The 23,121-nt window shown below is 66.8% G+C and carries 22 protein-coding genes; 12 read left to right on the top strand and 10 right to left on the bottom strand.

What is annotated here, in order from left to right; genetic code table 11:
• Positions 1 to 25: 25 nt before the first annotated feature.
• Together IC40_RS0105015 and IC40_RS0105010 are read left to right on the top strand one after the other, a co-directional pair.
• Positions 26 to 1,012, top strand: a complete 987-nt coding sequence (locus tag IC40_RS0105015) for a FecCD family ABC transporter permease (RefSeq protein ID WP_051936886.1) — start codon at positions 26 to 28, stop codon at positions 1,010 to 1,012.
• A complete protein-coding gene (locus IC40_RS0105010; RefSeq protein ID WP_030133654.1) occupies positions 1,009 to 1,764 on the top strand; it encodes an ABC transporter ATP-binding protein in 756 nt (251 codons plus the stop codon). The genes IC40_RS0105015 and IC40_RS0105010 overlap by 4 nt, the downstream gene beginning before the upstream one ends.
• Here the strand turns inward: IC40_RS0105010 and IC40_RS0105005 are convergent, their stop codons facing one another.
• From IC40_RS0105005 to IC40_RS0104990, 4 genes are read right to left on the bottom strand one after another with little or no spacing between them, the layout of a single operon-like run.
• Entirely contained in the window at positions 1,765 to 3,174 is a 1,410-nt protein-coding gene (locus tag IC40_RS0105005; RefSeq protein ID WP_030133653.1) for an NtaA/DmoA family FMN-dependent monooxygenase, read from the bottom strand.
• Positions 3,171 to 4,094: a MetQ/NlpA family ABC transporter substrate-binding protein gene (locus tag IC40_RS0105000; protein WP_030133652.1), complete on the bottom strand. Its 924-nt coding sequence runs from the start codon at positions 4,092 to 4,094 to the stop codon at positions 3,171 to 3,173. The genes IC40_RS0105005 and IC40_RS0105000 overlap by 4 nt, the downstream gene beginning before the upstream one ends.
• 22 nt (positions 4,095 to 4,116) lie before the next feature.
• Positions 4,117 to 4,800, bottom strand: coding sequence for a methionine ABC transporter permease (locus tag IC40_RS0104995; protein ID WP_030133651.1), 684 nt, complete (start codon positions 4,798 to 4,800; stop codon positions 4,117 to 4,119).
• Complete coding sequence (locus tag IC40_RS0104990; RefSeq protein WP_030133650.1) at positions 4,797 to 5,798, bottom strand: methionine ABC transporter ATP-binding protein; 1,002 nt, start codon at positions 5,796 to 5,798, stop codon at positions 4,797 to 4,799. Before IC40_RS0104990 ends, IC40_RS0104995 begins: the two co-directional genes overlap by 4 nt.
• A 233-nt stretch (positions 5,799 to 6,031) precedes the next feature.
• Between IC40_RS0104990 and IC40_RS0104985 the strand changes: the two genes are divergently transcribed.
• Positions 6,032 to 7,126: an LLM class flavin-dependent oxidoreductase gene (locus tag IC40_RS0104985; RefSeq protein ID WP_030133649.1), complete on the top strand. Its 1,095-nt coding sequence runs from the start codon at positions 6,032 to 6,034 to the stop codon at positions 7,124 to 7,126.
• Positions 7,127 to 7,179: 53 nt separating this feature from the next.
• Here the strand turns inward: IC40_RS0104985 and IC40_RS0104980 are convergent, their stop codons facing one another.
• Complete coding sequence (locus IC40_RS0104980) at positions 7,180 to 7,767, bottom strand: type II toxin-antitoxin system PemK/MazF family toxin (RefSeq protein WP_030133648.1); 588 nt, start codon at positions 7,765 to 7,767, stop codon at positions 7,180 to 7,182.
• A 35-nt stretch (positions 7,768 to 7,802) separates the two neighbouring features.
• Between IC40_RS0104980 and lepA the strand changes: the two genes are divergently transcribed.
• Genes lepA through IC40_RS0104965 form a run of 3 tightly spaced genes read left to right on the top strand, consistent with a single transcriptional unit; the run spans position 7,803 to position 11,026 of the window.
• A complete protein-coding gene (gene lepA / locus IC40_RS0104975; protein WP_036461005.1) occupies positions 7,803 to 9,710 on the top strand; it encodes a translation elongation factor 4 in 1,908 nt (635 codons plus the stop codon).
• 32 nt (positions 9,711 to 9,742) lie between these two features.
• Positions 9,743 to 10,462, top strand: coding sequence for a sensor domain-containing protein (locus IC40_RS0104970; RefSeq protein ID WP_030133646.1), 720 nt, complete (start codon positions 9,743 to 9,745; stop codon positions 10,460 to 10,462).
• 30 nt (positions 10,463 to 10,492) lie between these two features.
• Positions 10,493 to 11,026 carry a class I SAM-dependent methyltransferase gene (locus IC40_RS0104965; RefSeq protein ID WP_030133645.1) on the top strand — a complete coding sequence of 178 codons (534 nt, stop codon included), beginning with the start codon at positions 10,493 to 10,495 and terminating at the stop codon, positions 11,024 to 11,026.
• 44 nt (positions 11,027 to 11,070) lie between these two features.
• Here IC40_RS0104965 and IC40_RS0104960 read toward each other — a convergent pair whose 3' ends face one another.
• Genes IC40_RS0104960 through IC40_RS0104950 form a run of 3 tightly spaced genes read right to left on the bottom strand, consistent with a single transcriptional unit; the run spans position 11,071 to position 14,931 of the window.
• Positions 11,071 to 12,288: a GNAT family N-acetyltransferase gene (locus IC40_RS0104960; RefSeq protein WP_030133644.1), complete on the bottom strand. Its 1,218-nt coding sequence runs from the start codon at positions 12,286 to 12,288 to the stop codon at positions 11,071 to 11,073.
• A 38-nt stretch (positions 12,289 to 12,326) separates the two neighbouring features.
• Positions 12,327 to 14,021, bottom strand: a complete 1,695-nt coding sequence (locus IC40_RS0104955; RefSeq protein ID WP_191293577.1) for a family 2A encapsulin nanocompartment cargo protein cysteine desulfurase — start codon at positions 14,019 to 14,021, stop codon at positions 12,327 to 12,329.
• Positions 14,008 to 14,931: a family 2A encapsulin nanocompartment shell protein gene (locus IC40_RS0104950; RefSeq protein WP_019510677.1), complete on the bottom strand. Its 924-nt coding sequence runs from the start codon at positions 14,929 to 14,931 to the stop codon at positions 14,008 to 14,010. The genes IC40_RS0104955 and IC40_RS0104950 overlap by 14 nt, the downstream gene beginning before the upstream one ends.
• Positions 14,932 to 15,235: 304 nt before the next feature.
• Here IC40_RS0104950 and IC40_RS0104945 point away from each other — a divergent pair, with 304 nt between their 5' ends.
• Complete coding sequence (locus tag IC40_RS0104945) at positions 15,236 to 16,495, top strand: thioester domain-containing protein (protein WP_030133642.1); 1,260 nt, start codon at positions 15,236 to 15,238, stop codon at positions 16,493 to 16,495.
• Between the two features lie 9 nt (positions 16,496 to 16,504).
• On the opposite strand, the gene IC40_RS0104940 is transcribed toward IC40_RS0104945, so the two are convergent.
• Both IC40_RS0104940 and IC40_RS0104935 read right to left on the bottom strand, forming a co-directional pair.
• The gene (locus IC40_RS0104940) at positions 16,505 to 18,463 is read right to left on the bottom strand and encodes a glycoside hydrolase family 15 protein (protein ID WP_234411574.1); all 1,959 of its coding nucleotides are present in this window, start codon (positions 18,461 to 18,463) and stop codon (positions 16,505 to 16,507) included.
• Between the two features lie 84 nt (positions 18,464 to 18,547).
• A complete protein-coding gene (locus IC40_RS0104935) occupies positions 18,548 to 19,780 on the bottom strand; it encodes an FAD-dependent oxidoreductase (protein WP_030133640.1) in 1,233 nt (410 codons plus the stop codon).
• Positions 19,781 to 19,809: 29 nt separating this feature from the next.
• Between IC40_RS0104935 and IC40_RS0104930 the strand changes: the two genes are divergently transcribed.
• The 5 genes from IC40_RS0104930 (at position 19,810) to cysW (ending at position 23,109) form a co-directional block, all read left to right on the top strand.
• Positions 19,810 to 20,004 carry a hypothetical protein gene (locus tag IC40_RS0104930; protein WP_019510681.1) on the top strand — a complete coding sequence of 65 codons (195 nt, stop codon included), beginning with the start codon at positions 19,810 to 19,812 and terminating at the stop codon, positions 20,002 to 20,004.
• Positions 20,005 to 20,153: 149 nt separating this feature from the next.
• The gene (locus IC40_RS28535; RefSeq protein ID WP_368858996.1) at positions 20,154 to 20,246 is read left to right on the top strand and encodes an Ms4533A family Cys-rich leader peptide; all 93 of its coding nucleotides are present in this window, start codon (positions 20,154 to 20,156) and stop codon (positions 20,244 to 20,246) included.
• A gap of 119 nt (positions 20,247 to 20,365) precedes the next feature.
• Positions 20,366 to 21,388, top strand: coding sequence for a sulfate ABC transporter substrate-binding protein (locus IC40_RS0104920; RefSeq protein ID WP_030133639.1), 1,023 nt, complete (start codon positions 20,366 to 20,368; stop codon positions 21,386 to 21,388).
• A gap of 33 nt (positions 21,389 to 21,421) precedes the next feature.
• Positions 21,422 to 22,294 carry a sulfate ABC transporter permease subunit CysT gene (gene cysT / locus IC40_RS0104915; RefSeq protein WP_030133638.1) on the top strand — a complete coding sequence of 291 codons (873 nt, stop codon included), beginning with the start codon at positions 21,422 to 21,424 and terminating at the stop codon, positions 22,292 to 22,294.
• Positions 22,291 to 23,109 carry a sulfate ABC transporter permease subunit CysW gene (gene cysW, locus IC40_RS0104910; RefSeq protein ID WP_030133637.1) on the top strand — a complete coding sequence of 273 codons (819 nt, stop codon included), beginning with the start codon at positions 22,291 to 22,293 and terminating at the stop codon, positions 23,107 to 23,109. The genes cysT and cysW overlap by 4 nt, the downstream gene beginning before the upstream one ends.
• Positions 23,110 to 23,121 lie beyond the last annotated feature (12 nt).

Genomic DNA, 23,121 nt, shown 5'->3' with positions numbered 1-23,121 from the left:
GCCCTCGCTGGCAGTCCTGTGGGTGATGGGACTGGCGCTGCTGGTCGCCTCGGCGGCGGTGGCGATCACCATCGGCCCGGCGGCCCTGTCCGTCCGCGACGTCTATGGGATCGTCGCCGAACATCTGGGTGCCGGCCCCTCGGGTGCGACCAGGATCCAGGACGGCATCGTCTGGCAGCTGCGGCTGCCGCGGGTGCTACTGGCCGCCGTCTGCGGTGCGGGGTTGGCACTGTGTGGCGCCATCCTGCAGTCACTGCTGCGCAACCCGCTGGCCGATCCGTTCGTGCTCGGGGTCTCCTCGGGCGCCTCGACCGGTGCGGTGTTGATCGCGGTGCTCGGGGTCGGTGCGGGCGCGTTGACGCTCTCCGGCGGTGCGTTCGTCGGCGCGGTGCTGTCCTTCGGGGTGGTGCTGCTGTTGGCCCATGCCGCGGGTGGCGGCACCGACCGCGTGGTGCTGGCCGGTGTCGCTGCCACACAACTCTTCTCGGCACTGACATCGTTCATCGTGTTGTCGTCGGCGGACGCCGAGCAGACCCGTGGCGTGCTGTTCTGGTTGCTCGGCTCGCTGGCCGGGGTGTCCTGGAATGATGTCGCGGTGTGCAGCGTGGTGGTGGGGGCCGGGCTGGTGTGCTGTCTGGCCTACGCTCGCGCGCTCGACGCCTTCGCCTTCGGCGATGATGCCGCGGCCACCCTCGGGGTGTCGGTCCGGCAGGCCCGCATCGTGCTGCTGGTGATGACTGCGCTGATCACCGCCGCGCTGGTCAGTGCCGCCGGGGCGATCGGTTTCGTCGGGTTGGTGTTACCGCACGCCGCTCGATTCGTGGTGGGACCCGCGCATCTGCGCCTGCTGCCGACGGTGGCGATCTTCGGCGCGGTGTTCATGGTGTGGGTCGACACGTTGGCCCGCACCGTGTTCGCGCCGCAGGAGCTGCCCACCGGGGTGGTGACCGCATTGTTGGGCGTGCCCGCGTTCGCGTTGATCCTGTTGCGCCGCCGGGGGATACCGGCATGAGCCTGCGCGCGGACCGCGTCGGCTGGACCCGCTCGGGCCGGCTGGTGCTCGACGGTGTCACCGTGGAGCCCGCGCTGGGCAGCACCGTGGGACTGCTCGGGCCGAACGGATCCGGTAAGTCCTCGCTGCTGAAATTGCTCGCCGGGGTCGACCATCCCGACGACGGCACGGTCGAACTCGATGGTCGCCCGGTATCCCGGATGTCACGGCGCGCCTTGGCCCGTCGCGTGGCGATGGTCGCCCAGCACGCAGAGACCGAGTTGCACATCACGGTGCGCGATGTGGTGCGGCTGGGCCGGATCCCGTACACCGGCATGATCGGGACGGATACCGAGGGCACGGCGGTGGTGGACCGAGCGTTGGCGGCGACCGGGCTGACAGACATGACGGAGCGCTTCTGGCACACCCTTTCCGGCGGGGAACGCCAGCGCGTCCAGATCGCCAGGGCGCTGGCTCAGGACCCGGACCACCTGCTACTCGACGAGCCGACCAACCACCTCGATATCGCCCATCAGTTGGAGATCCTGGCGCTGGTCCGCCAGTTGGACATCACGGCGGTCGTCGCGCTGCACGATCTCAATCTGGCGGCGATGTTCTGCGATCACATCGTGGTGCTGTCGGGCGGGGTGGTCGTGGCGACGGGCATTCCTGCCGAGGTGCTGACCGAAGAGCTGATCGAGATGGTCTACGGGGTTCGATGCCGGGTCACCGTCGAGGACGGACTGCCACACGTTCGGTTCGCGCCCGGCTGATCAGGCGACCGGTTGGGCCTCCCGATCGGCCAGCGAGTTGTCGGCGAAGGCGCCGCGGTAGCGTGCGGCAGGATGGCTGTCGGGCAACCGGTCGCCTTTGCCCAGCAGCTTGTGGCGTAACGTGCCCGACTTGTCGGTGCCGAGCAGGCCGCGCTCGCGCAGGGTGGGAAACAGCCGATCGGCAACCTCGCGGAAGGATTGCGGAACCGTCGCGTGGTAGACGTTGATTCCGTCGACACCGGCTTCCCGCCATTCTTCCAAGCGATCCGCGATTTCCTCGGGGGTGCCGACGACCCGGTTGGCGCCCTCCAGTACCCAGGCCATATCGCGGATGGTGGGCTCCTCGTTTCCCGACACCTCGGCGGCCCAACGCGTGAAACTCTGGATGCCGGTGAATTCGCCGAGTTCACTGATCGGGGTATCCAGCGGCAGACCGCCCGCATCGATACCGGCGTCACCGAGTGCGTGCAGAGCGATGCCCTCCAGATCGAGGTAGCGCTTGAGTTCGTCATTGCGCCGGATCGCATCGGCATGGGTGTCACCGATGACGAACGACAGGCCCTGGGCGAACGTGATGTCGGACGGGTCGCGCCCGTGCTGGGCTGCCAGCAAACGGGTTTCGGTGATCAGCCGGTGCGCGTCCGCAGGTGTCGGGCTGCCGATGTAGACCCCTTCTGCGTTGCGGGCCGAGAAGAGCTGACCGGCAGGCGAGGACCCGGCCTGGAAGAGCACCGGTGTGCGTTGCGGGGAGGGCGAGGTGAAATGCGGGCCTTCGACGCTGTACCGGGGCCCGATGTGGTTGATCTTGTGGATCTTCGCCGGGTCGGAGTGCACGCCGCGCTGCTTGTCCTGGACCAGCGCGTCCTCGTCCCACGAGCCCTCCCACAGTTTGTAGGCCACGTCGACGTACTCGTAGGCCCACTCGTAGCGCTCATCGTGGGCGAGGGTGCCCTCGTGGCCGAAGCTACGGAACATGTTGGCGTTGAAGCTGGTCACGATGTTCCAGCCCAGCCGGCCCTCGGTGTAATGGTCGAGTGAGGACATCCGCCTGGCGAAGTTGAACGGGTGGTCCTGGATGATCGAGCTGGTGAACACGATGCCGAGGTTCTCCGTCGCCGCGGCGAGGGCGGAGGCCAGCACCGAGGGATCGTTGACCGGGATCTGGATGCCCGCCTCCACGGACTTGCGCCAGTTGCCGTTCCACGGCGCGCGCAACCCGAAGACATCGGCGAAGAACAGCAGATCGTAGCCCGCCTTGTCGACCTCGGCGGCCAGCGACGTCCAGTGCCGCAGGGAGTTGAACTCGTGGTTGCGCGCCTCCGGTGCCCGCCACAATCCATGCAGCACATGGGATGCGGTGTTCATGACGAATGCCGAGTAGTAGAGCGGCTTGGTGCGTCGGTCGGTCATGAGCTGGTCTCGCGTCCCGCGGAGACCGATTCGCCGATCGGGCCCAGGGTGTCGCGGATGAGGGCGTTGTCGGTGGTCTGCAGGAATTCGGCGATCTTCGGGTCGGAGAAGGTGGCGATCAGCTTCTTGACGTTCGGGTCGTCGAGATGTTTGTTGCTGACCACCAGGCCGCCCTCGCTGCCTGCTGGCGCGGGATGGCGGTCCAGGATCTGGTCTTCGCGCAGTCCCGCGGCATACACATCGGAGATGTGCACCACCACGGCGTCGACATCGGCCAGGCTGCGGGCCAGTTGGCCGATCGGTACCTGGACGAACTCGTAGTCCTTCGGGTTGGTGGCCACATCACTGAGCTGGGGCAGCCCCTCGACGGTGTCCTTGCCCGGCGCCAAGGTGATCTGACCGGCCTCGGCGAGATCCAACAGGGCAATGGCCTGACCGGCGGGATCGTCGCGCAGGGCGATCTTGGCGCCGGCGGGCAGTTGGTCCCAGCTGTCATACTTGTCGGAGTAGGTGGCCTGATCCCAGGTGAATGTCGGTGCGGCCAGCGTCAGTTCGAAACCGTTGGCGGCGATGGCATCGTTCAGGAACGGCTGGTGCTCGAAGAAGTTGCCGGCTACGGTACCGGCGTCGACCGCGCGGTTGATCTCGATCAGATTGTCGATCTGGACGGGTTTGATGGTGATTCCGTGCTCGGGTGCGATGTTTTCGCTGATATAGGCCAGTAGGTTCTCGGCCGCGATATCGGTACTCCAGGTGGCCACCTCGAGCTCGGTGCCGAAGGGCTGGTCTCGATTGGCGGTCTGGCTGTAGACGATTCCGCCGATGACGACGGCGACGATGCCGGCGGCCGAGGCGATCCACGGCCACCGCTTGCGCTGTCTGATCTCGATGTCTGCCGCCGGGCTGTGCTGGTCTGTCATGTGTTCCTCTGTTCTCGTCGGGTCAGCGGGTGAGTGCTTTGACCGCGCGGTCGCCGGTGAACTGCACCAACTGAATGGTGAGGATCAGCGCGATCACGGTGGCGATCATGATGTTGTCGTCGAACCGGTTGTAGCCGTAGGTGATTGCGAGGTGTCCGACGCCGCCGGCGCCGATCGATCCGGCGATCGCCGAGTACTCGATCATCGCGATGGTGTTGACGGTCAGGGCGCCGGCCAGCGCAGGAAGCGCCTCGGACAGCTGCACGGACCGGATCACCTGGACGTGCGAACCGCCAGAGACCAGTCCCATGTCGGCGACATCGGTGCGAACCTCGCGCAGAGCGTTCTGGACGAGGCGGGCGAAGAAAGGTATCCCGGCGACCGTCATCGGCACGATCGCGGCGGCTATGCCGATGGTGGTGCCGACGATGAATCGGGTTATCGGGATGATCGCGGCCATCAGGATCAAGAACGGCAGGGATCGGCCGATGTTGACGATCGTGTTCAGCACGTTGAACACCCGCGGGTCCGGGAACAGCCCGAACGACGACGTGTTGTGCAGCACGATGCCCACCGGTGTGCCGATCAGCACCACGAGCGTCATCGTCACCCCGACCATCACCCAGGTCTCACCGTAGGCGGGTAGGAGCAGATCGGGGACCCGTGCCCATGGGGTGCTGAAGTCTTCGGCGGCAAGCAGGTTCATGCCGCTTCCTCATCGCTGGCGGCGCCGACGGCACGCACGTGCAGTCCGCGGTCACGCAGGTGATCGGCGAAACCGGCTGGTGCGCCGGGGGAGATGGCGAGCACGGCGCGGCCCACCGCGACGCCGCGGATCGCCTCCACGCTGGCGCTGAGCACACTGACCTGTGCACCGGCCAGTCCCGGTGTGGACCTGATGGAGGTCAACCAATCCAGCGGGACATTGCGCGAGGCATACGAGACCTCCCATACGTCGCCGGGTGTGCGCACGGGCGCGCTGGGACGATCGGGTAACAATTCATGTGCCAGAGCAGAATTCGGATCGAGGATGATGTCCTCGACGGAGCCGCTCTCGATGATGCGGCCGTTGTCGATGCGGGCCACCGAGTCGGCGATCTCACGGACCACCTCCATCTCGTGGGTGATCAGGATGATCGAGAGGCCGAACTCGTCGCGCAGTTCGCCGAGCAATCCAAGGATCGACTGGGTTGTGGCCGGGTCCAGCCCGGACGTGGCCTCGTCGGAGAGCAGGTTGGACGGCCCGAGCGCGAGCGCCCGGGCGATACCGACCCGCTGCTTCTGGCCACCGGAGAGCTGGGCGGGGTAGAACTCGCGACGATCACCGAGTCCGACCCGTTCCAGGAGTCTGTCGACCCGGGCGGCCGCGGAGCCCTCGGTGGCGTGCAGGTATTGCAAAGGCAGCGCGATGTTCTGGGCCACGGTGCGGCGGCGCAGCAGCGGGGCGGTCTGGAAGATCACGCCGACACTGCGGCGGGCGGCCAGTAGTTCGGCACGGTCGAGGCGGGTGAAGTCCTTGCCGTCGACCCGCACGGTGCCGCTGGTTGGCCGTTCCAGGAAACTCACACAGCGCGACAACGTGCTCTTTCCGGCGCCACTCGGTCCGACGACGGCCAGGATCTCACCGCTGCCGACCGATAGGGAGATATCGTCGAGGACGGTGCGGTCGCCGAACCTCTTGGTCAGATTCTCGATCTCGATCACGTTGACTCTCTTGGTTGATCCGCCCCGGGGTCGGACGGCACGGAGCGCTGGCACACCTTTGCGCGAATCCGCTCAAGATACGTACTGGGCCGCCGCCGCGGAACCGTAGCGATCTGATTGATCCGAAGTACGTCACAATTGTCGAAAGTCACTGTCGCTGAGTAGATTTGTCGGATGCGACTGGATTTCTGCCCGGTATCGATGAAGCGGAGCGTCGGAGGGGTGCCGACGTGGTGACGGTGAAGTTTCATTGGTATCTGCCCACGCACGGCGACACCACGACGATCGCCGACAACCGAGGAGATTCGGCGAGCCGTGCGCGTTCACACCTGCAGCCGACGCTGGAGAACCTGACCGCGCTGGTGCGCACCGCCGAGGATCTGGGGTTCGAGGCCGCCCTCACGCCGACGGGATCCCATTGCGAGGACTCGTGGTTGGCCACCGCGGCATTGGCCCAACACACCGAGCGGCTCAAATTCCTGGTGGCGTTCCGGCCCGGCGTGCTCTCACCGACACTGGCCGTCCAGCAGGTCAGCACCTACCAGCGCTTCACCGGAAACCGGTTGGCCCTCAACATCGTCACCGGCGGCGACGATGCCGAGATGCGCCGCTACGGCGATGCGATCGACAAGTCCGCGCGGTATCGGCGAACCGCCGAGTTCCTGACCGTGGTCCGCGGCTCATGGAGCAATCCGGAGTTCACCTTCCGCGGTGAGTTCTACGACGTGGCGAACGCCAGGACGGCCTATCCGGTGCAGCAGGTGCCCACGGTCTACTTCGGCGGCTCCTCACCCGAGGCGATCGAGGTGGCTGCCGAACATGCCGATGTCTACCTGACGTGGGGTGAGCCGCCGGATCAGGTCGCGGAGAAGATCGACCGGGTGCGCGTCGCGGCGGCACGGCACGGACGGGAAGTGCGGTTCGGCCTGCGCCTGCACACCGTGGCGCGGCCCACCGAGGAGCAGGCCTGGCAGCGCGCCGAAGAACTCATCGCCGGCCTGGACCCCGACGCCGTGCGCCGTGCCCACGATCGCTACCTGTCCAGCGGCTCGGAGGGGCAGCGCCGGATGGCGGCGCTGACCACCGGTCACCTGGTCGACGCGCGCAGCCTCGAGGTTCATCCCGGGCTGTGGGCCGGTCCGAGCCTGTTACGCGACGGCGCGGGTACCGCGGCGATCGGCAGCTACGAGCAGGTTGCCGCGGTGTTTGCGGAATACGCGGGGCTGGGCATCAGCGAGTTCGTGCTCTCGGGCTACCCGCAGGCCGACGAGATCCGTCATGTCGGCCACGGCGTGCTGCCGCTGGTGCGTGCGGGCGTGCCGGCCTGAATCAGGTCGCCTTCGCGGCAGCGAAAATCAGGACGCCTTCGCGGCAGCGAAAATCAGGACCACGAGAACTCGGCGCGCAACCGGGTCGCGACCAGTTCGAACTTCTCGCGCTCCAGGATCGCGCCCTCGCGCCGAATCCCGTCCTCGGGCACGTCGAGCACCCGGTCCAACCGCACCCAGCTGGGCCGGGCCTCGTAGTCCCAGCTGCCGGTGCCGATGCCAACCCAGTCACCGTCGGTGGCGTGCCGGTCCTGGCTGGACAGCATGAGTCCCAGTAGCATGCGCTGGTCGCGCCCGACGACGAGGACCGGTCGGTCCTTGCCGCGGGTGGGGTCGTCCTCGTAGACCACCCAGGTCCACACGATCTCGCCGGGGTCGGCACGGCCGTCCAGGTCAGGGGAGTACTCGATGCGCCTGGCCCGATGCGCGGTCGGAACACTTGCGCTGGTCACCGGGCGTCCGGCGGTGATCGCCGTCGGCGGCCGCTGGGCGGCTTGCGCGCCGGCCAACGCGTCCAGACCGATTTTCAGCCCCTGTTGCAGGACCCGCTCGGGCTTGGGCAGCTGCCGGATGATCTTGGGTGCTTCGTTGAAGACAAGGTGCTCCGCGAAGCGTTGGAAGGTCTTCCACTGCGACGCCATGTGACGAGCATAGGTCGCGATTGTGAGGCGACGGCCTGCTGTCGATACGCTGGACCCACCTATCGCGCTTCGACCAGGAGATTCCCATCAGTAGTTTCGCCGACAAGACGTTCACTGCGCCGGCGCAGATCAGGAACTTCTGCATCATCGCGCATATCGACCACGGTAAATCGACCCTGGCCGACCGGATGCTTGGCATCACCGGCGTCGTCGCCGACCGCGACATGCGGGCCCAGTACCTGGACCGGATGGACATCGAACGCGAGCGCGGGATCACCATCAAGGCCCAGAACGTGCGGCTGCCGTGGACGGTCACCGCCGAGGACGGCACCGAAGAGAACTACGTCCTGCATCTGATCGACACCCCCGGCCACGTCGACTTCACCTACGAGGTGTCGCGCGCTCTGGAGGCCTGCGAGGGGGCGGTGCTGCTGGTCGACGCCGCGCAGGGCATCGAGGCCCAGACGCTGGCGAACCTCTACCTGGCGCTGGACCGGGACCTGACCATCATCCCTGTCCTGAACAAAATCGACCTGCCCGCCGCCGACCCGGACCGGTACGCCGGGGAGATCGCGCACATCATCGGCTGTGAGCCAGAGGACGTGCTGCGGGTGTCCGGCAAGACCGGTGTCGGCGTGCGCGAACTGCTCGACGAGGTGGTCCGGCAGATCCCGGCCCCGGTCGGGGATGCCGACGCCCCCGCGCGAGCAATGATCTTCGACTCGGTGTACGACATCTACCGCGGTGTGGTGACCTACGTGCGGGTCGTGGACGGCAAGCTCAATCCCCGCGAGAAGATCAAGATGATGTCCACCGGTGCGACGCACGAGTTGCTCGAGGTCGGCATCGTCTCGCCCGAACCGAAGGCCTCCGACGGCCTCGGGGTCGGCGAGGTCGGTTACCTCATCACCGGCGTGAAGGATGTCCGGCAGTCGAAGGTCGGCGATACCGTCACCACCGCGCGCCAGGGCGCCACCGAGGCGCTCACCGGCTACCGCGAGCCGCGCCCGATGGTGTACTCGGGCCTGTACCCGGTGGACGGCTCGGACTATCCGGTGCTGCGCGAGGCGCTGGACAAGTTGCAGCTCAACGACGCCGCGCTGACCTATGAGCCCGAGACATCGGTGGCGCTGGGCTTCGGCTTCCGGTGTGGGTTCCTCGGCCTGTTGCACATGGAGATCACCCGCGAGCGCCTGGAGCGTGAGTTCAATCTCGACCTCATCTCGACGGCCCCCAACGTGGTCTACCGGGTGGTCAAAGAAGACAACACCGAGATGGTGGTGACCAACCCGTCGGACTGGCCCGAGGGCAAGGTTCGCGCCGTCTACGAACCGGTGGTCAAGACGACGGTCATCGCGCCCAGCGAGTTCATCGGCACCATCATGGAGCTGTGCCAGTCCCGCCGCGGTGAGCTCGGCGGGATGGACTATCTGTCCCCGGAGCGCGTCGAGCTGCGCTACACCATGCCGCTGGGCGAGATCATCTTCGACTTCTTCGATTCGTTGAAGTCCCGCACCCGCGGTTACGCAAGCCTGGACTACGAGGAGGCCGGCGAGCAGGAGGCCGACCTGGTGAAGGTCGACATCCTGCTGCAGGGCGAGGCCGTCGACGCGTTCAGCGCCATCGTGCACAAGGACGGCGCCGCGGCCTACGGCAACAAGATGACGACCAAGCTCAAGGAACTCATCCCGCGCCAGCAGTTCGAGGTGCCGATCCAGGCCGCGATCGGTTCGAGAATCATTGCCCGCGAGAACATCCGGGCCATCCGCAAGGACGTGCTGTCCAAGTGCTATGGCGGTGACATCACCCGTAAACGCAAGCTGCTGGAGAAGCAGAAGGAGGGCAAGAAGCGGATGAAGACCATCGGCCGGGTCGATGTCCCGCAGGAGGCCTTTGTCGCGGCGTTGTCCACCGAGGCCGTCGCGGACAAAGCCAAGAAGTGACTCGCAGGCGCGTCATCGGTCACAATGGCGCGGTGAACACAGCAGCCGCGTCACGCGTGCGATACGCCCGTCATGCCGTCCTGGCCGCTGCCGTCGGCTGCGCGCTGCTCACCGGCTGCACCAGCACCGTGAGCGGTCAGGCGATCCGTGATCCGAATGCCGTGCCCGCCGATATCCCACTGCTTCGCGAGCGCCAGCTCGATGATGTGTTGCTGCCCATCAGCGAGATCAACTCCATCATGGGCTCGGACACCATGGAGGTGACCGGTGAGCTCGACCAGATGGTCGACCACTCGCGCGACGTGTCCAATCCCGAGTGCCTCGGTGCGATCTTCGGGGCCGAGCAACCGGTCTACGGCGACAGCGGTTACACGGCGGTGCGCGATCAGGTCTCGCGCGAACCCGATGAGGACAACGCGCACTGGGTCGAGCAGACCGCGGTGCTCTATCCCTCCGCCGATGACGCAAAGCAGTTCTTCGACGACTCCCAGTCGATGTGGAAGAAATGCGCAGGCTCCTCCATCGACATCGACGACGGTACCGACAGCTACACCTGGCAGATCGAAGATCTGACCGATAGCGGCACCGTGCTCACCCAGGTGACCGCGCAGGAGAATGCCGACGGTTGGGAATGCCAGCACGCGTTGTCCTTCGCATCCAACCTCACCGTCGAGGCCTGGGCATGTAGTTACGGCGCGGGCGACGAAGCGGCGGAGATCACCGCGAAGATGCTGGAGAACGCCGCGAAGTAGGCGCCTGCACTCCGTCCTAGGGTGTGTGGTGTGAGCGCTGAGGACCGTGCCCGCTGGGACACGGTGTACACCGAGAGTGACGCTGAGCGCGTGGCCGCGCTACCGGCTGTGTTCGGCGGTGTGGAGGATGTGTTCCCGCGCACCGGTACGGCCCTCGACATCGCCTGCGGCACAGGCGGTGCCGCGGTGTGGATGGCGCAGCGCGGACTTCGGGTGCACGCGGTCGACGTCTCGGCGGTGGCCATCGCCCGGGCGCGTCGGCTCGCCGAACAGACCGCTGTGCCGGTCGCTTTCGACGTCGCCGATCTCGATGCAGGTCTGCCGTCGGGCGAACCGGTCGATGTGCTGCTGTGCCACAAGTTTCGCGATACCGCCTTGTACGGATCGATGATTGCGCGGCTGAGGCCGGGCGGGCTGTTGGCGATCTGTGTGCTCAGTGAGGTCGGCGCCACCCCTGGTCGATTCAGGGCGGTTGCCGGTGAATTGCGTGCGGCTTTCGATCATCTCGATGTGATCGCCGACGGCGAGGGCGGGGGACAGGCATGGTTGGTAGGGCGTCGCTGACGTCCGCATCCAACCCGCCGCCGTATTGAGCGGGACAGCATGGTTCAGAAGATGAACCCCGCATACGGCTCCTGCGGCACCGCGAACAACTCGTCGGCTGCGGCCAACGCCATCGGATCGTGCACAGCCACCAGGCCCGCCGATGCGAGATCACGCCACGACGTGCCACCGAGCAGTGCGGCTCCGAGGCCGGCAATATCGGCGACGAGCTGCGCCGGGTTGGATGTGGTCTGAACTCCGTCCGCCGAGATCGCAAACGTCGCGCAATTGTGACTCAGCAGCGGATCCTCGATCTGCACGGTCACACTCCGTGTCCCGGCGTAGGTACGCCGACTCAGCGCCTGTGCCACATCGACCACTCGCAACCAGGTTTCGTCATGCACGCCGGTGACTCGGGCAGCACGTCGGTCGCGCAACAGCCATGGCAACGGACTGTCCACGGGGGCCTGGGTGAACACCAGCCGGTCCACCAGATCCAGATCCAGCAGGAAGCGCAGCAAGCCCACATAGGCCTGCTCGCTGGGGGCGAACAGATCGTCGACGACGACGGTGCGCTGATCGCTGGTGAACCAGGTGTCGGTGCCCACCGGGTGGTAGCGGACGAACCCGGTCTCCTCGCCGGCCGGACCATGCACGGCGACGAAACGCGCACCGACAGTACTCTCGGCGCGTAACTGCTGATTGAGCCACCAGTGCGGGTCACGGTCGATCGACCCCGGGCGCACGCCGCGGTGCGCGGCATAGATTCGGGGCAGCGCGTCCCACTCCTGGCCGGGTTCGATCAGCCGCACCGGCCCGCCCGCCGCGACCCCGGGACGCAGTGCGGCCCGAGCGGTGCGTACCTCGACGGTGGCGGTTGAGCTCGCGACCGAGTAGCCGAAGCGCTCGTAGATCGTTGCCTCCGATGCCCGCAACGAGGCCAACACCTCCCCGCGATCGGCGATATCGCGCAACTGATGCTGCAACAGCGCGGTCGCGATACCGCGGCGGGTGTACGACGGCAGCACGCCCACGTGGGTCACCGCGGCATGACCCACCCGCGCACCACCGGGCAGGGTCATGGTGCTGGTGGTGGAATCGGCGGTGGCGGCCAGCTTGCCCTCGACGAATACGCCGAGCGTGCGCCCCGGCTCCAACAGCTTTCCGATCACACCGCGCTGGCGCTCGTTGAGCGGCGGAAAACCGATCATCGCGGTGCGGAAGATGTTGCCCGCCTCGATCAACTCGTCCTCGGCGGTCAACACCCGGATGTCATGGCTCACCCGTCGATCATCCCAGGTCCGGCCTGCTCGCCGGCTGCCTAGGCGGAGCCCTCCGCGATGCGGCGGACCGCGTCGATGAACACGTCGATCTCGTCGAAGGTGTTGTAGAACGCGAACGACGGCCGCACCGTGGCCTCCAGACCCAGCCGACGCAGAATGGGCTGCGCACAGTGGTGGCCGGCCCGCACCGCGATGCCCTCGGCATTGAGCGCCTTGCCGACCTCCAGGGGCTCGTGACCGGCCAGCACGAACGACAGCACGCTCGCCTTCTCCTCGGCGGTACCGACCAACCGCACCCCGGTGATATCGGCCAGCCGCGGTGTCGCGTAGTCGAGCAGCGCGTGCTCATAGGCCGCGATCCGCTCGATACCGACCCGTTCCACGTAGCGCAACGCCTCGCCAAGACCGACGGCGTCGGCGATGTTTCCGGTGCCCGCCTCGAACTTGTTCGGAATGTCCTGGAAGATGGCACGTTCCAAGGTGACATCGGCGATCATGTTGCCGCCGCCCTGCCAGGGCGGGGTCTCCGCGAGCGCCTCCTCGGTGCCGTACAGCACCCCGATCCCGGTGGGCCCGAAGATCTTGTGCCCGGAGAACGCCACGAAGTCCGCCCCGAGCGCCTGCACGTCGATGGGGATGTGCGGGACCGACTGGGCGGCGTCGATGAGCACCCTGGCACCGTAACGGTGCCCGAGTTCGACGATCGTCTGCACCGGTGTCACGGTGCCCAACGCGTTGGAGACCTGCGTGGCCGCAACCAGTTTGGTCTTCGGCCCGAGCAGCCTCTCGAACTCACCCAGCAGCAGATTGCCCGCATCATCGACCGGGGCCACCTTCAGCACCGCGCCGGTCCGCTGTGCAAGTAGTTGCCACGGAACGATATTGGCGTGATGTTCCAGATGCGTGATGACGATCTCGTCACCGGCGCCCAGGTGCTTGCCACCCCACGAGTGGGCCACCAGGTTGATGGCCTCGGTGGTGCCGCGCACGAAGATGATCTGTTCGCTCTTGCCGGCGTTGAGGAAACGTCGCACCGTGTCACGGGCATCCTCGTAGGCATCGGTGGCCCGCGCTGCCAACTCGTGTGCCGCCCGGTGGATGTTCGAGTTCTCGTGCGCGTAGAAATACGCCAGCCGGTCGATGACCGCCTGCGGTTTCTGCGTGGTCGCCGCGTTGTCGAACCAGATCAGCGGTTTGCCGTTCACGGTCTCCCGCAGGATCGGGAAGTCGGCCCGGATCGCACTGACATCGAAGATCTCGTGGTCATCGCGGATCGCCGGAACCGGCTCACCGGCAACGATATTGGATTCGGGACGCTGCAGGAAGTAGTAACTGTCGGCATCCGCCGATGCCGGCGCCGCGCCGGTCCACCCCAAGTTCGGGATGTCCGGGACGGTACCGGGCCAGGACGGCGCTGAACCGCGCTGGGGCGAGCGAAGCGACGGGGAAGGGTTCGGCGCGGCCGGTGCGGATGGGGGAGTCGCGAGCACACCCGGTGTGGTCGGGACCAGCCCGGACGTCACCGCGAATGCCTCGAACCCACCGAACGGCACCACGGGGCTCACCGCGGCGCCCGCCGAGGTCGCGCTGGTGACATCCGGGGCGACTCCACGCGGGGCCACCGCGGTGGTAGCGGGTGGGCTGTCCGGACCGGGCCGCAGGCTCGTGGCGAACAACTGGCTTGCCAGCGCCGACAGGTCGGCCTCGCTCAGCGGGAGGTCACTTGTACTCATGGAAGTGGTCCACTCCGACGTCCTCCAGGACCGCCAGCGCATCGTCGGTGAGCACCGCCAGCGATGAGTACAGCGTGACCAGGTACGACGCGATCGCCGAGCGGTTGATACCGGTGAAGCGCACCGACAACCCCGGGGCCTGCTCGCCGACCAGGCCCGGCTGGAACAGGCCCACCACGCCCTGGCGCTCCTCGCCGGTGCGGACCAGGATGAACTTCGTCTTCCCGTCGGTCACCGGCACCTTGTCACTCGGCACGATCGGGATACCGCGCCACGTGATGAACTGCGCGCCGAACAGGCTGACCACTGGCGGCGGAACCCCGCGCCGGGTGGCCTCCCGGCCGAACGCGGCGACGCCCAGCGGGTTGGTCAGGAAGAAGGCAGGCGTCTTCCACACCTTCGTGATCAACGAGTCCAGGTCGTCCGGGGTGGGGGTTCCGTGCAGGGTCTGGATCGTCTGCTCCGGGGTGACCTGTGACAGCAGGCCGTACTCCGGGTTGTTGACCAGTTCGTACTCCTGACGCTCCTTGATGGTCTCGATGGTCAGCCGCAGCTGCTGGGCGACCTGATCATGCGGGCTGGAGTACAGGTCGGAAACGCGGGTGTGCACGTCGAGCAGGGTCGAGATGGATCGCAGCGTGTACTCACGCGGGCTGGTCTCGTAGTCGACATACGTCTCGGGCAGCGGATCGTCGGTGCCGACGCCCTCGTCGGCATGGATGGCGACGCGGTCGGGGTTGACGACGCGGTTCACGCGGTAGATGCCCGCCTCCACCGGCACCCAGGACAGCAGGTGCAGCAGGAAACGCGGCGTGATGGTGGACAGCTGGGGAACGGTCTTCGTGGCGTTGGCGAGTTGCCGCGCGGCGAGATCGCCGAGTGCCTGCGATTCGTTCTGGGCAGACGTCATGGGGTGCTACCTCCGACGGGTTCTGTTGTGATCATGCGGCGGCCACGATACGGCCCGAAAACGAATCCGACAGCCTTGGCGCGCACGGTGAAGTTAAACCCACCACTGGCATTTCCGCCGGTTTGGGCCTATCGTGGCGCTCATGTCCCACGACGATTCGTTGCGTGCCGCCATGGTGCGCTGTGTCGTCGTGTCGTGTTGTTGTTGTTGTTGATTTTCTGACGTCGACCCCCGCGTCCGTTCCCGCCCTCTCTCGGCGGTATGCGGATTCGCGCAGTTCATAGCCTTCAGAAAGCTCACAGCAATGCCCGCTCTCGCTCTGCATCCCGTCGGCACCGCACCGGTGTCGGTGCGTCGTACGGTGCGCCGCACCGCCGATATCCCACGGATGACCCGATATCGCGGCGGCACCTACTCGCCGACCGTGGACACCGTGGTCTTCACCGACGGCAGTGTCGCGCGCACCGACCTGATCCGGCTCAATCCCGGGATCGACTCCTACTCAGTGGATTTCATGGGCGCCGCACCGACACGTCCGTCGCGGTACCGCCCGGCGAATTGGTCGGCTGTGCGCAATTCCTCGGCGCGCGCATACGAGGCAGAGGTGGACTGGATCATCAGGAACTCGTATCCCACGCTGGGCACGGTGGAACTGAGCCATCGGGTGTTCGCTGCCGGAACCCTGGGTGGCACAGCACATCTGGCCGAGCACGAGGCCATCGCGGCCACCCAGGCCGCGATCTGGCATTTCACCAATGGGTTGCGTCTGGACAACCGGCCGCTCGATGTGCCCGTCGCGATGACCGAAGAGCCGGGTGCCCTGATCTTCGAGTTCGACGGTACGCCACAGCTTTCCGGGTACACCGTGGACCTGGCGTCCGATCGCGCCGTGTCGATGCAGCTGCAGAAGTCTTGCGATGGCATCACCTGGCGCGATGTGACGGCCTCCGGCCTGAACGTGCCCGCCGGCCGTGGCACGCACCGGCGCCGGCTCGGGGTGGGCACGACCACCTCGGACGCCGTGGCCGGACAGGCACACCGGGGCTACCGGTTCTATCGGTTGCAGGTGGTGACCGAGGTCGGATCGTCGGGGGAATCGGTGACGATCGACGATGTGAGCTTCACGCTGCACGGTTCGGGGCGGTACCGCAATGCCGACCGTGTCGTCGCGCTCTACGACCACCTGATCGCCGGGGCGGAAAACGCGCGCCGGGCCACGGTGGCGCCGCGGCTGACCACCGATCGGGTGACGGTACAGACAGATCTGCTGGGACCGTTCGGTTTTCATGCGACCGACGCGGCGGCGCTGAGCTCGTCGGCCGGGCAGATCGTCGATGCGGCCGGTGTGCCGATCGCGGGTCCGGTGGCACCGGGCGCCGACATCTACCTTCGTCACACCGGCAACGCGGCCGTCACGATCACCGCACGTGTGCCCGCCACCGGTGACGGTTTCGGTGGTCGGGTGCTGACCGGTATCGCCTACGAGGACGAACGGCTGACCCCGGTGGCGCTGGCCATCCCCACCCCGACGGTCATCGAGTTCGAGATCACCGTCTCGGCGTGACCGGGTGCGCTACATCGGCGCATTGGCCGGCTGGAAGGTCCCGGTGCTGTCGGCTTCCTCCTCGGCGCGGATCACGTGCACCACTGCGTTGATCAGCGCGAGATGGGTGAATGCCTGCGGGAAGTTACCCAGATGCCTGCCGGTGCGCGGTTCGATCTCCTCGGCGTAGAGGTGCAGCGAGCTGGCAAACGACAACAACCGCTCGCACAGCCGCTTCGCCCGGCGCACCTCGCCGATCTCGACCAGCGCGGACACCAGCCAGAACGAACAGATGGTGAAGGTGCCCTCCTCGCCGGACAGCCCGTCGTCGGTCTCCTCGGTGCGGTACCGCAGTACCAGTCCGTCCTCGGTGAGCTCCTCGGCGATCGCCATCACGGTGGCCCGGATCCGCGGGTCGTCGGGAGGCAGGAAACGGGTCAGCACCGCCAGCAACAGCGACGCGTCCAGCGCATCGTCACCGTAGCGCTGGGTGAGCACCCCGCGGGAATCCACGCCGTGGGCCAGGATGTCGGCCTTGATCTCCTCGGCGATCTCGCGCCACTGCTGGGCATAGGACTTCTCGCCCTGCAGCTCAGCCAATTTGGACCCGCGGTCCATGGCGACCCAGCACATGATCTTGCTGGAGGTGAAGTGCTTCGGCTCCCCGCGCACCTCCCAGATCCCGCGATCGGGTTCCTTCCAGTGTTTGATGGTCTCCTCGACCTGATTCTTCAACACCGGCCACAGCGCCTCCGGAATCTGCTCACGCGACTTGGCGTGCAGATACACCGAATCGAGCATGGTGCCCCAGATATCGTGCTGCATCTGATTGTAGGCGCCGTTGCCGATCCGCACCGGTCGCGAATAGTCGTATCCCGAAAGGTGATTGAGCTCCTCCTCGACCAGGCTGCGCTCCCCGCCGACGCCGTACATCACCTGCAGCGGGTGGCGTTCACCGTTGGTGGCCCCGGACACGTCGGCGATGAAGGAGAAGAAATCGTCGGCTTCGCGGTCCAGGCCGAGGGTGTAGAGCCCCCACAACGCGAACGTCGAGTCCCGGATCCACGAATAGCGATAATCCCAGTTCCGTTCGCCCTGCGGGGTTTCCGGCAACGAGGTGGTGCTGGCGGCCAACAGGGCGCCGGTCGGGGAGTAGACGAGGCCTTTCAGGGTCAACGCGCTGCGCTGCAGATAGGCCCGCCACGGGTGGTCCGGGAAATCGCCGATGTTGATCCACTGGCGCCAGGACTCACTGGTCTTCCACATCTTGTCCGCGGCTTCCTCGAAGTTCTGCGGCGCGGGATGTTTCGACCAGCTCAGCGCGACGAAAACCTTGTCACCCTCGGTCAGCCGGGTGCGGGCGCGCGCCTCGTGTCCCTCCAGGCCGATGCGCAGGTTCGTCGTCAGCCGCAGGGTCGGATTGGCGTCGGGATCCTTGCTCGCCCGCGCGATCGCCTCACCGTAGGCGGACGAGGAGTACTCCCAGGTGGCCGGGCTGCGCCCGTAATCGAAGTTCGGTTCGCAGTTCATCACCAGCTCGACGACACCGCTGACGCAGCGCACCGTACGTAGCAGGATGTGCTCGGCATCCCAGTCGGTGGGGGTCCGGCGGTGGGTGCGCGACCGGGTCTCGGTGTCATGCCACGGTCCCATCACCAGGGCGTCGCGCACGATCATCCAGCCGGTGTGGGTCTGCCAGGTGGTCTCCATGATGAGGCTGCCCGGCAGGTAACGCCGTGCCGAGGGCACCGAGACGCCGTAGGGGCTCAACCGGAAGTGGCCTGCGCCACGGTCCAGGATGGCACCGAACACGCTGGGGGAGTCGGGGCGCGGGACGCACAGCCATTCCACCGAACCGGCGGAGGACACCAGGCAGGTGTTCTCACAGTCGGAGAGGAAGCCGTAATCCGCGATGGGCGGGAACGGGTTTCGCAAGGCTCCGGTGGGTGCGTAGGCGATGGGCGCCGTCGCGGTGAACGGCGTCGGCATCGAATCGTGATCGGTGTGTTCCAGAACCATGCCGCCCATCATCGGTCCAGATCGCGCACACGTCTAGTCGCGCGAGCCCGGCCGTCAGCGCCGCGCGTAGGCAGGTATGTGCTCGGGAAGTGGCCCGATGGCAACTCCGTAACCGATGATCCTGCGCAGCATCGGAACCCGGCTGACCAGCCGAACCGCTGCGGGCGGCCGATCGGGGCCGGTTCCGGAGACGGCGACGGCGATCACCCGGTTGTGCACCATCCGCTGCACGCTCTGGATGATGACGGTCGGCAGCCACCGGCGGATCTGCACGCGCCGGAGCACTTTGGCGGGCACCGAGCCGGTGCGTAGCGGGTCGGCGAGCAGGCGGGCGGCCGCCACCGCGTCGGCGACCGCCAGGTTGATCCCGACGCCGCCCACCGGTGACATGGCGTGGGCCGCGTCACCGATGATCAGCGCGCCGTCGGTATACCAGCGCGGCAGCCGATCCAGCTGCACGTCGAGCAGTTTGACATCGTCGAACGAGGCGACCGTTGCGATGCGGTCGGCGACCCACGGCACCACATCGGTGACCCGACGGTACAACGACTCGATTCCCTCCGCACGGAGGGCCGCATCGGATCCCTTGGGAATGACGAAGGCGCACTGGTAGTAGTCCCCGCGGTCGATCATCGCCATCATATGGCCTCGGCCCATCGCCCCGGCCAGCCCGGCCGGGTCGTTGTCGTGACGGGGGACCCGGAACCACCACACATCCATCGGCGCCCCAAAGCGCTTGGGTGTCAACCCTATTGCGTCGCGCAGCGTCGAGCCACGGCCATCGCAGGCCACCGTCAGCGGGGCCCGCAGTTCACGGATCGCCCCGGCGGCGTCGCGGTAGCGGACCCCGGAGACCGAGCTGCCGGTCATCAGCGGGCCGAGCACCTCGCAGCTGCGGAGCAGAGTGAAGGTCGGCTCCTGCGCGGCGGCCGCGGCCAGCAGTTCGAGGAAGTCCCACTGCGGCACCAGGGCGATGTGCTGGTGTGCTCCCGGCAGGTGGCGCAGGTCGACCTGGACCGGGACACCCTGGACCTTGAGCTCGAGGGACTCGATCATCCGGTGCGGTACTTCTGCGAAGCGCGCGCCGAGGCCGAGTTCGTCGAGCATGCGCAGGGTGCTGGCGTGCACCGTGTCACCGCGGAAGTCACGCAGGAAGTCCTCGTGTTTCTCCAGCACCGTGACCTGCACGCCGGCCCTGGCCAGCAGCAGCCCCAGCATCATCCCCGCGGGCCCGCCGCCGACGATCGCGCATCCGGTGGTGGGGGCATCCTGCGGGGCCTTCGGCACCGTTTCATCCTGGCACTACTGTGGGACGGATGGGCGATTTCCTGAGTTGGTGGGACGGTGTCGAACTGTGGCTGTCGGGCCTCGGGTTCGTCGCCCAGACCGCCATCGTGATGCCGGTGGTCCTACTCCTGGCACTGGGGACCGCCGTCGTGCTCGACGGAGCGCTCGGTAACGGCATCAAGGTACTGCGCAAGGCCCGCCACGAAGAGCAGGAGCCGTCGTGAACCAGATGCCCCGCTCGCGGGTGACCCTGGCGCTGGTCGCGCTGGTGATCCTGGTCATCGTCATGTGGTTCATAGCCCGATAGCTGCCCGATAGCTGCCCGATAGCTGCTCGGCAAGCGCCACCTCGCGATTCTGATACTCTTCCGGCCATGCGCGCAGCGTCCGGCAACAAGAGCGGCCATGTCTTGGCCCTCATTGCCGTGGGTTTTTCCGCTGTCGCCGATGTCTGTTGTTGTCGCTGAAACCACACCCGTCTGCGGTTCGGCGTTGGTAGCGGCATGAGGTCCCCGTCGCGCACCCTTCCATCACCTTTCCGTGTAGACGGCAGCCCTGCCCCAATCCCGCCCTGGAAAGGTCATCGATGCGCAACCCCGGAAGAACCGCCAAACGTCTGAGCGCCCTCACCGCGCTGGCCCTGTCCACCACCCTGCTCGCGGCCTGCGGCGGTGGTGCCAGCGATGTCGCCGGCGGCGGCAACAGCCCCGACGCCGACACCACCCTGACGCTGGTGGCCTACGCAGTACCCGAGCCGGGCTGGTCCAAGGTGGCTCCCGTCTTCGCCGGGACCGAGGAAGGCAAGGGTGTCGGGGTCACGGCGTCCTACGGCGCATCCGGTGACCAATCCCGTGGTGTCGAGTCCGGCAAGCCCGCCGATGTCGTGAACTTCTCCGTCGAGCCCGATATCACCCGGCTGGTGAAGGCCGGCCTGGTCGACGAGGACTGGAACGCGGGCGCCCAGAAGGGTGTGCCCTTCGGATCGCTGGTCACCTTCGCCGTCCGTCCCGGCAACCCGAAGAACATTCGCGACTGGGATGATCTGCTGAAGCCCGGTGTCGAGGTCATCACACCGAGCCCGTTGAGCTCGGGATCTGCCAAATGGAACCTACTGGCCCCGTATGCGGCCAAGAGCAACGGCGGTCAGGATCACGCCGCCGGTATCGCCTACGTCCAGGAACTGGTGACCCAGCACGTCAAGTTGCGTCCCGGCTCGGGACGTGAGGCCACCGATGTGTTCCGGCAGGGCACCGGCGACGTGCTGCTGGCTTACGAGAACGAGGCCCTGCACTACGACCTCGAACACGTGAACCCGCCGCAGACCTTCAAGATCGAGAATCCCGTCGCCGTGGTCAACACCAGCAAGCACCTGGACAAGGCCACCGACTTCGTCAACTTCCAGTACACCCCGGAAGCGCAGAAGGTCTGGGCCGAGGCGGGCTTCCGCCCGGTCGATCCGGCCGTCGCCGCGGACTTCGCCGACAAGTTCCCGGCACCGGAGAAGTTGTGGACCATCGCCGACCTGGGCGGCTGGTCGAAGGTCGACCCGCAGCTGTTCGACAAGGACAACGGCGAGATCACCAAGATCTACAAGCAGGCCACCGGTTAGGCAGTACCGGGCGAGAGACGAAGCGATTCGCACATGACGATTCAGTCGAATCCGGAGGCGAGCCGTCCGGAGCTTGCTCCGGGCGGCCAGCCTGCCCCGCGGAGATTGTCGCCGCGCCCCAGCGGCGCCACCCTGCAGGTCGGGGTGGCGGTGCTGTGGTTGTCGCTGATCGTGCTGTTGCCGCTGGCGGCGATCGTGGTGACATCGGCCGAGGGCGGCTGGTCGGCATTCTGGTCGGCGGTGTCCTCACCGTCGGCGCTGGCCTCGTTCCGGGTGACGCTGACCATCTCGATCGGCGTGACCCTGCTCAACGTGGTCTTCGGGCTGCTGATCGCCTTCGTCCTGGTGCGCGACGACTTCCCGTTCAAGCGGGTCGTCGACGCCATCATCGACCTGCCGTTCGCGCTGCCGACGATCGTGGCGAGCCTGGTGCTGCTCTCGCTGTACGGACCGGGCAGCCCGGTGGGCATCCACATCCAGCACACGTCCTGGGGCGTGGCGCTTGCGCTGGCCTTCGTGACGCTGCCGTTCGTGGTGCGCGCCGTGCAACCGGTGTTGCTCGAGCTGGACCATGAGGTGGAGGAGGCCGCGGCCTCGCTGGGCGCCAACAACCTCACGATATTCGTCAGGGTGATCCTGCCCGCACTGGCTCCGGCCCTGTTGTCCGGGGCCGGACTGGCGTTTTCCCGCGCCATCGGCGAGTTCGGCTCGATCGTGCTCATCGGCGGCGCCATCCCCGGTGAGACCGAGGTGTCCTCGCAGTGGATACGCACCCTGATCGAGAACGACGATCGGGTCGGCGCGGCGGCGATCTCGATCGTGCTGCTGCTGATCTCCTTCGTGGTGCTGTTCATCCTGCGCTATTTCGGTGCGCGGGCCGCGAAGCGGGAGGAGTCGGCCCGATGACGCTGTCCCGGTCCACCCGGCTGATCCTGCGACTCATCGCGTCGCTGTACATCGTGGCGTTGCTGGTGGTGCCGCTCGGGGCCATCCTGTGGCGGGCGTTCGCGCCGGGCATCGGCGAGTTCTTCGCTTCGATATCGACCCCGGCAGCACAGTCCGCGCTGTCGCTGTCCCTGCTGGTGGTGGCGATCGTGGTGCCGTTGAACGTCGTGTTCGGGGTGCCCACGGCAATCGTGTTGGCGCGGCGAAAGTTCCGCGGCAAGAACGCGCTACAGGCCGCGATCGACCTGCCCTTCGCGGTATCGCCGGTGGTCATCGGTGTGGCGCTGATCGTCTTGTGGGGCAGTGCCGGGTTGTTCGGGTTCGTGGAGAACAGTTGGGGATTGAAGATCATCTTCGGGTTCCCCGGCATCGTGCTGGCCAGCCTGTTCGTGACCATCCCGTTCGTCATCCGCGAGGTCGAGCCGGTGCTGCACGAGGTGGGCACCGATCAGGAGGAGGCCGCGGCCACCCTCGGTGCCAATTGGTGGCAGATCTTCTGGCGGGTCACCCTGCCCTCGATCCGATGGGGGCTGACCTACGGGGTGGTGCTGACCGTGGCCCGCACGCTCGGGGAGTTCGGCGCCGTGCTGATGGTCTCGTCGAATCTGCCCGGGCAGTCGCAGACGCTGACGCTGCTGGTGCACGACCGATACACCCTGGGCAATCCCTACGGCGCCTACACCATCTCGGTCGTACTGATGGCCGTCGCGCTGATCGTCCTGGTGGCGCAGATTTTGTTTGACGCTCAACGTTCGCGCGTCAAGACTGAGGACTGAAGGAGACCGACC

The sequence above is a fragment of the Mycolicibacterium neoaurum ATCC 25795 genome, assembly GCF_000691525.1.
Taxonomy (GTDB): domain Bacteria; phylum Actinomycetota; class Actinomycetes; order Mycobacteriales; family Mycobacteriaceae; genus Mycobacterium; species Mycobacterium neoaurum.
Note: the sequence above shows the minus strand (reverse complement) of the source record. Positions and strands in the feature narration are given on the sequence as shown.

What these genes read in the sequence shown, in the direction of transcription:
- IC40_RS0104995 (WP_030133651.1), bottom strand. Translation starts at nt 4,800, where the DNA reads ATGAACCTGCTTGCCGCCGAAGACTTCAGCACCCCATGGGCACGGGTC.
- IC40_RS28535 (WP_368858996.1), top strand. Translation starts at nt 20,154, where the DNA reads ATGCGCGCAGCGTCCGGCAACAAGAGCGGCCATGTCTTGGCCCTCATT.
- IC40_RS0104940 (WP_234411574.1), bottom strand. Translation starts at nt 18,463, where the DNA reads ATGCCGACGCCGTTCACCGCGACGGCGCCCATCGCCTACGCACCCACC.
- IC40_RS0105010 (WP_030133654.1), top strand. Translation starts at nt 1,009, where the DNA reads ATGAGCCTGCGCGCGGACCGCGTCGGCTGGACCCGCTCGGGCCGGCTG.
- IC40_RS0104920 (WP_030133639.1), top strand. Translation starts at nt 20,366, where the DNA reads ATGCGCAACCCCGGAAGAACCGCCAAACGTCTGAGCGCCCTCACCGCG.
- IC40_RS0104930 (WP_019510681.1), top strand. Translation starts at nt 19,810, where the DNA reads ATGGGCGATTTCCTGAGTTGGTGGGACGGTGTCGAACTGTGGCTGTCG.
- IC40_RS0104980 (WP_030133648.1), bottom strand. Translation starts at nt 7,767, where the DNA reads ATGGCGTCGCAGTGGAAGACCTTCCAACGCTTCGCGGAGCACCTTGTC.
- cysT (WP_030133638.1), top strand. Translation starts at nt 21,422, where the DNA reads ATGACGATTCAGTCGAATCCGGAGGCGAGCCGTCCGGAGCTTGCTCCG.
- IC40_RS0105005 (WP_030133653.1), bottom strand. Translation starts at nt 3,174, where the DNA reads ATGACCGACCGACGCACCAAGCCGCTCTACTACTCGGCATTCGTCATG.
- IC40_RS0104950 (WP_019510677.1), bottom strand. Translation starts at nt 14,931, where the DNA reads ATGACGTCTGCCCAGAACGAATCGCAGGCACTCGGCGATCTCGCCGCG.
- IC40_RS0105015 (WP_051936886.1), top strand. Translation starts at nt 26, where the DNA reads ATGGGACTGGCGCTGCTGGTCGCCTCGGCGGCGGTGGCGATCACCATC.
- IC40_RS0105000 (WP_030133652.1), bottom strand. Translation starts at nt 4,094, where the DNA reads ATGACAGACCAGCACAGCCCGGCGGCAGACATCGAGATCAGACAGCGC.
- cysW (WP_030133637.1), top strand. Translation starts at nt 22,291, where the DNA reads ATGACGCTGTCCCGGTCCACCCGGCTGATCCTGCGACTCATCGCGTCG.
- IC40_RS0104955 (WP_191293577.1), bottom strand. Translation starts at nt 14,021, where the DNA reads ATGAGTACAAGTGACCTCCCGCTGAGCGAGGCCGACCTGTCGGCGCTG.
- IC40_RS0104945 (WP_030133642.1), top strand. Translation starts at nt 15,236, where the DNA reads ATGCCCGCTCTCGCTCTGCATCCCGTCGGCACCGCACCGGTGTCGGTG.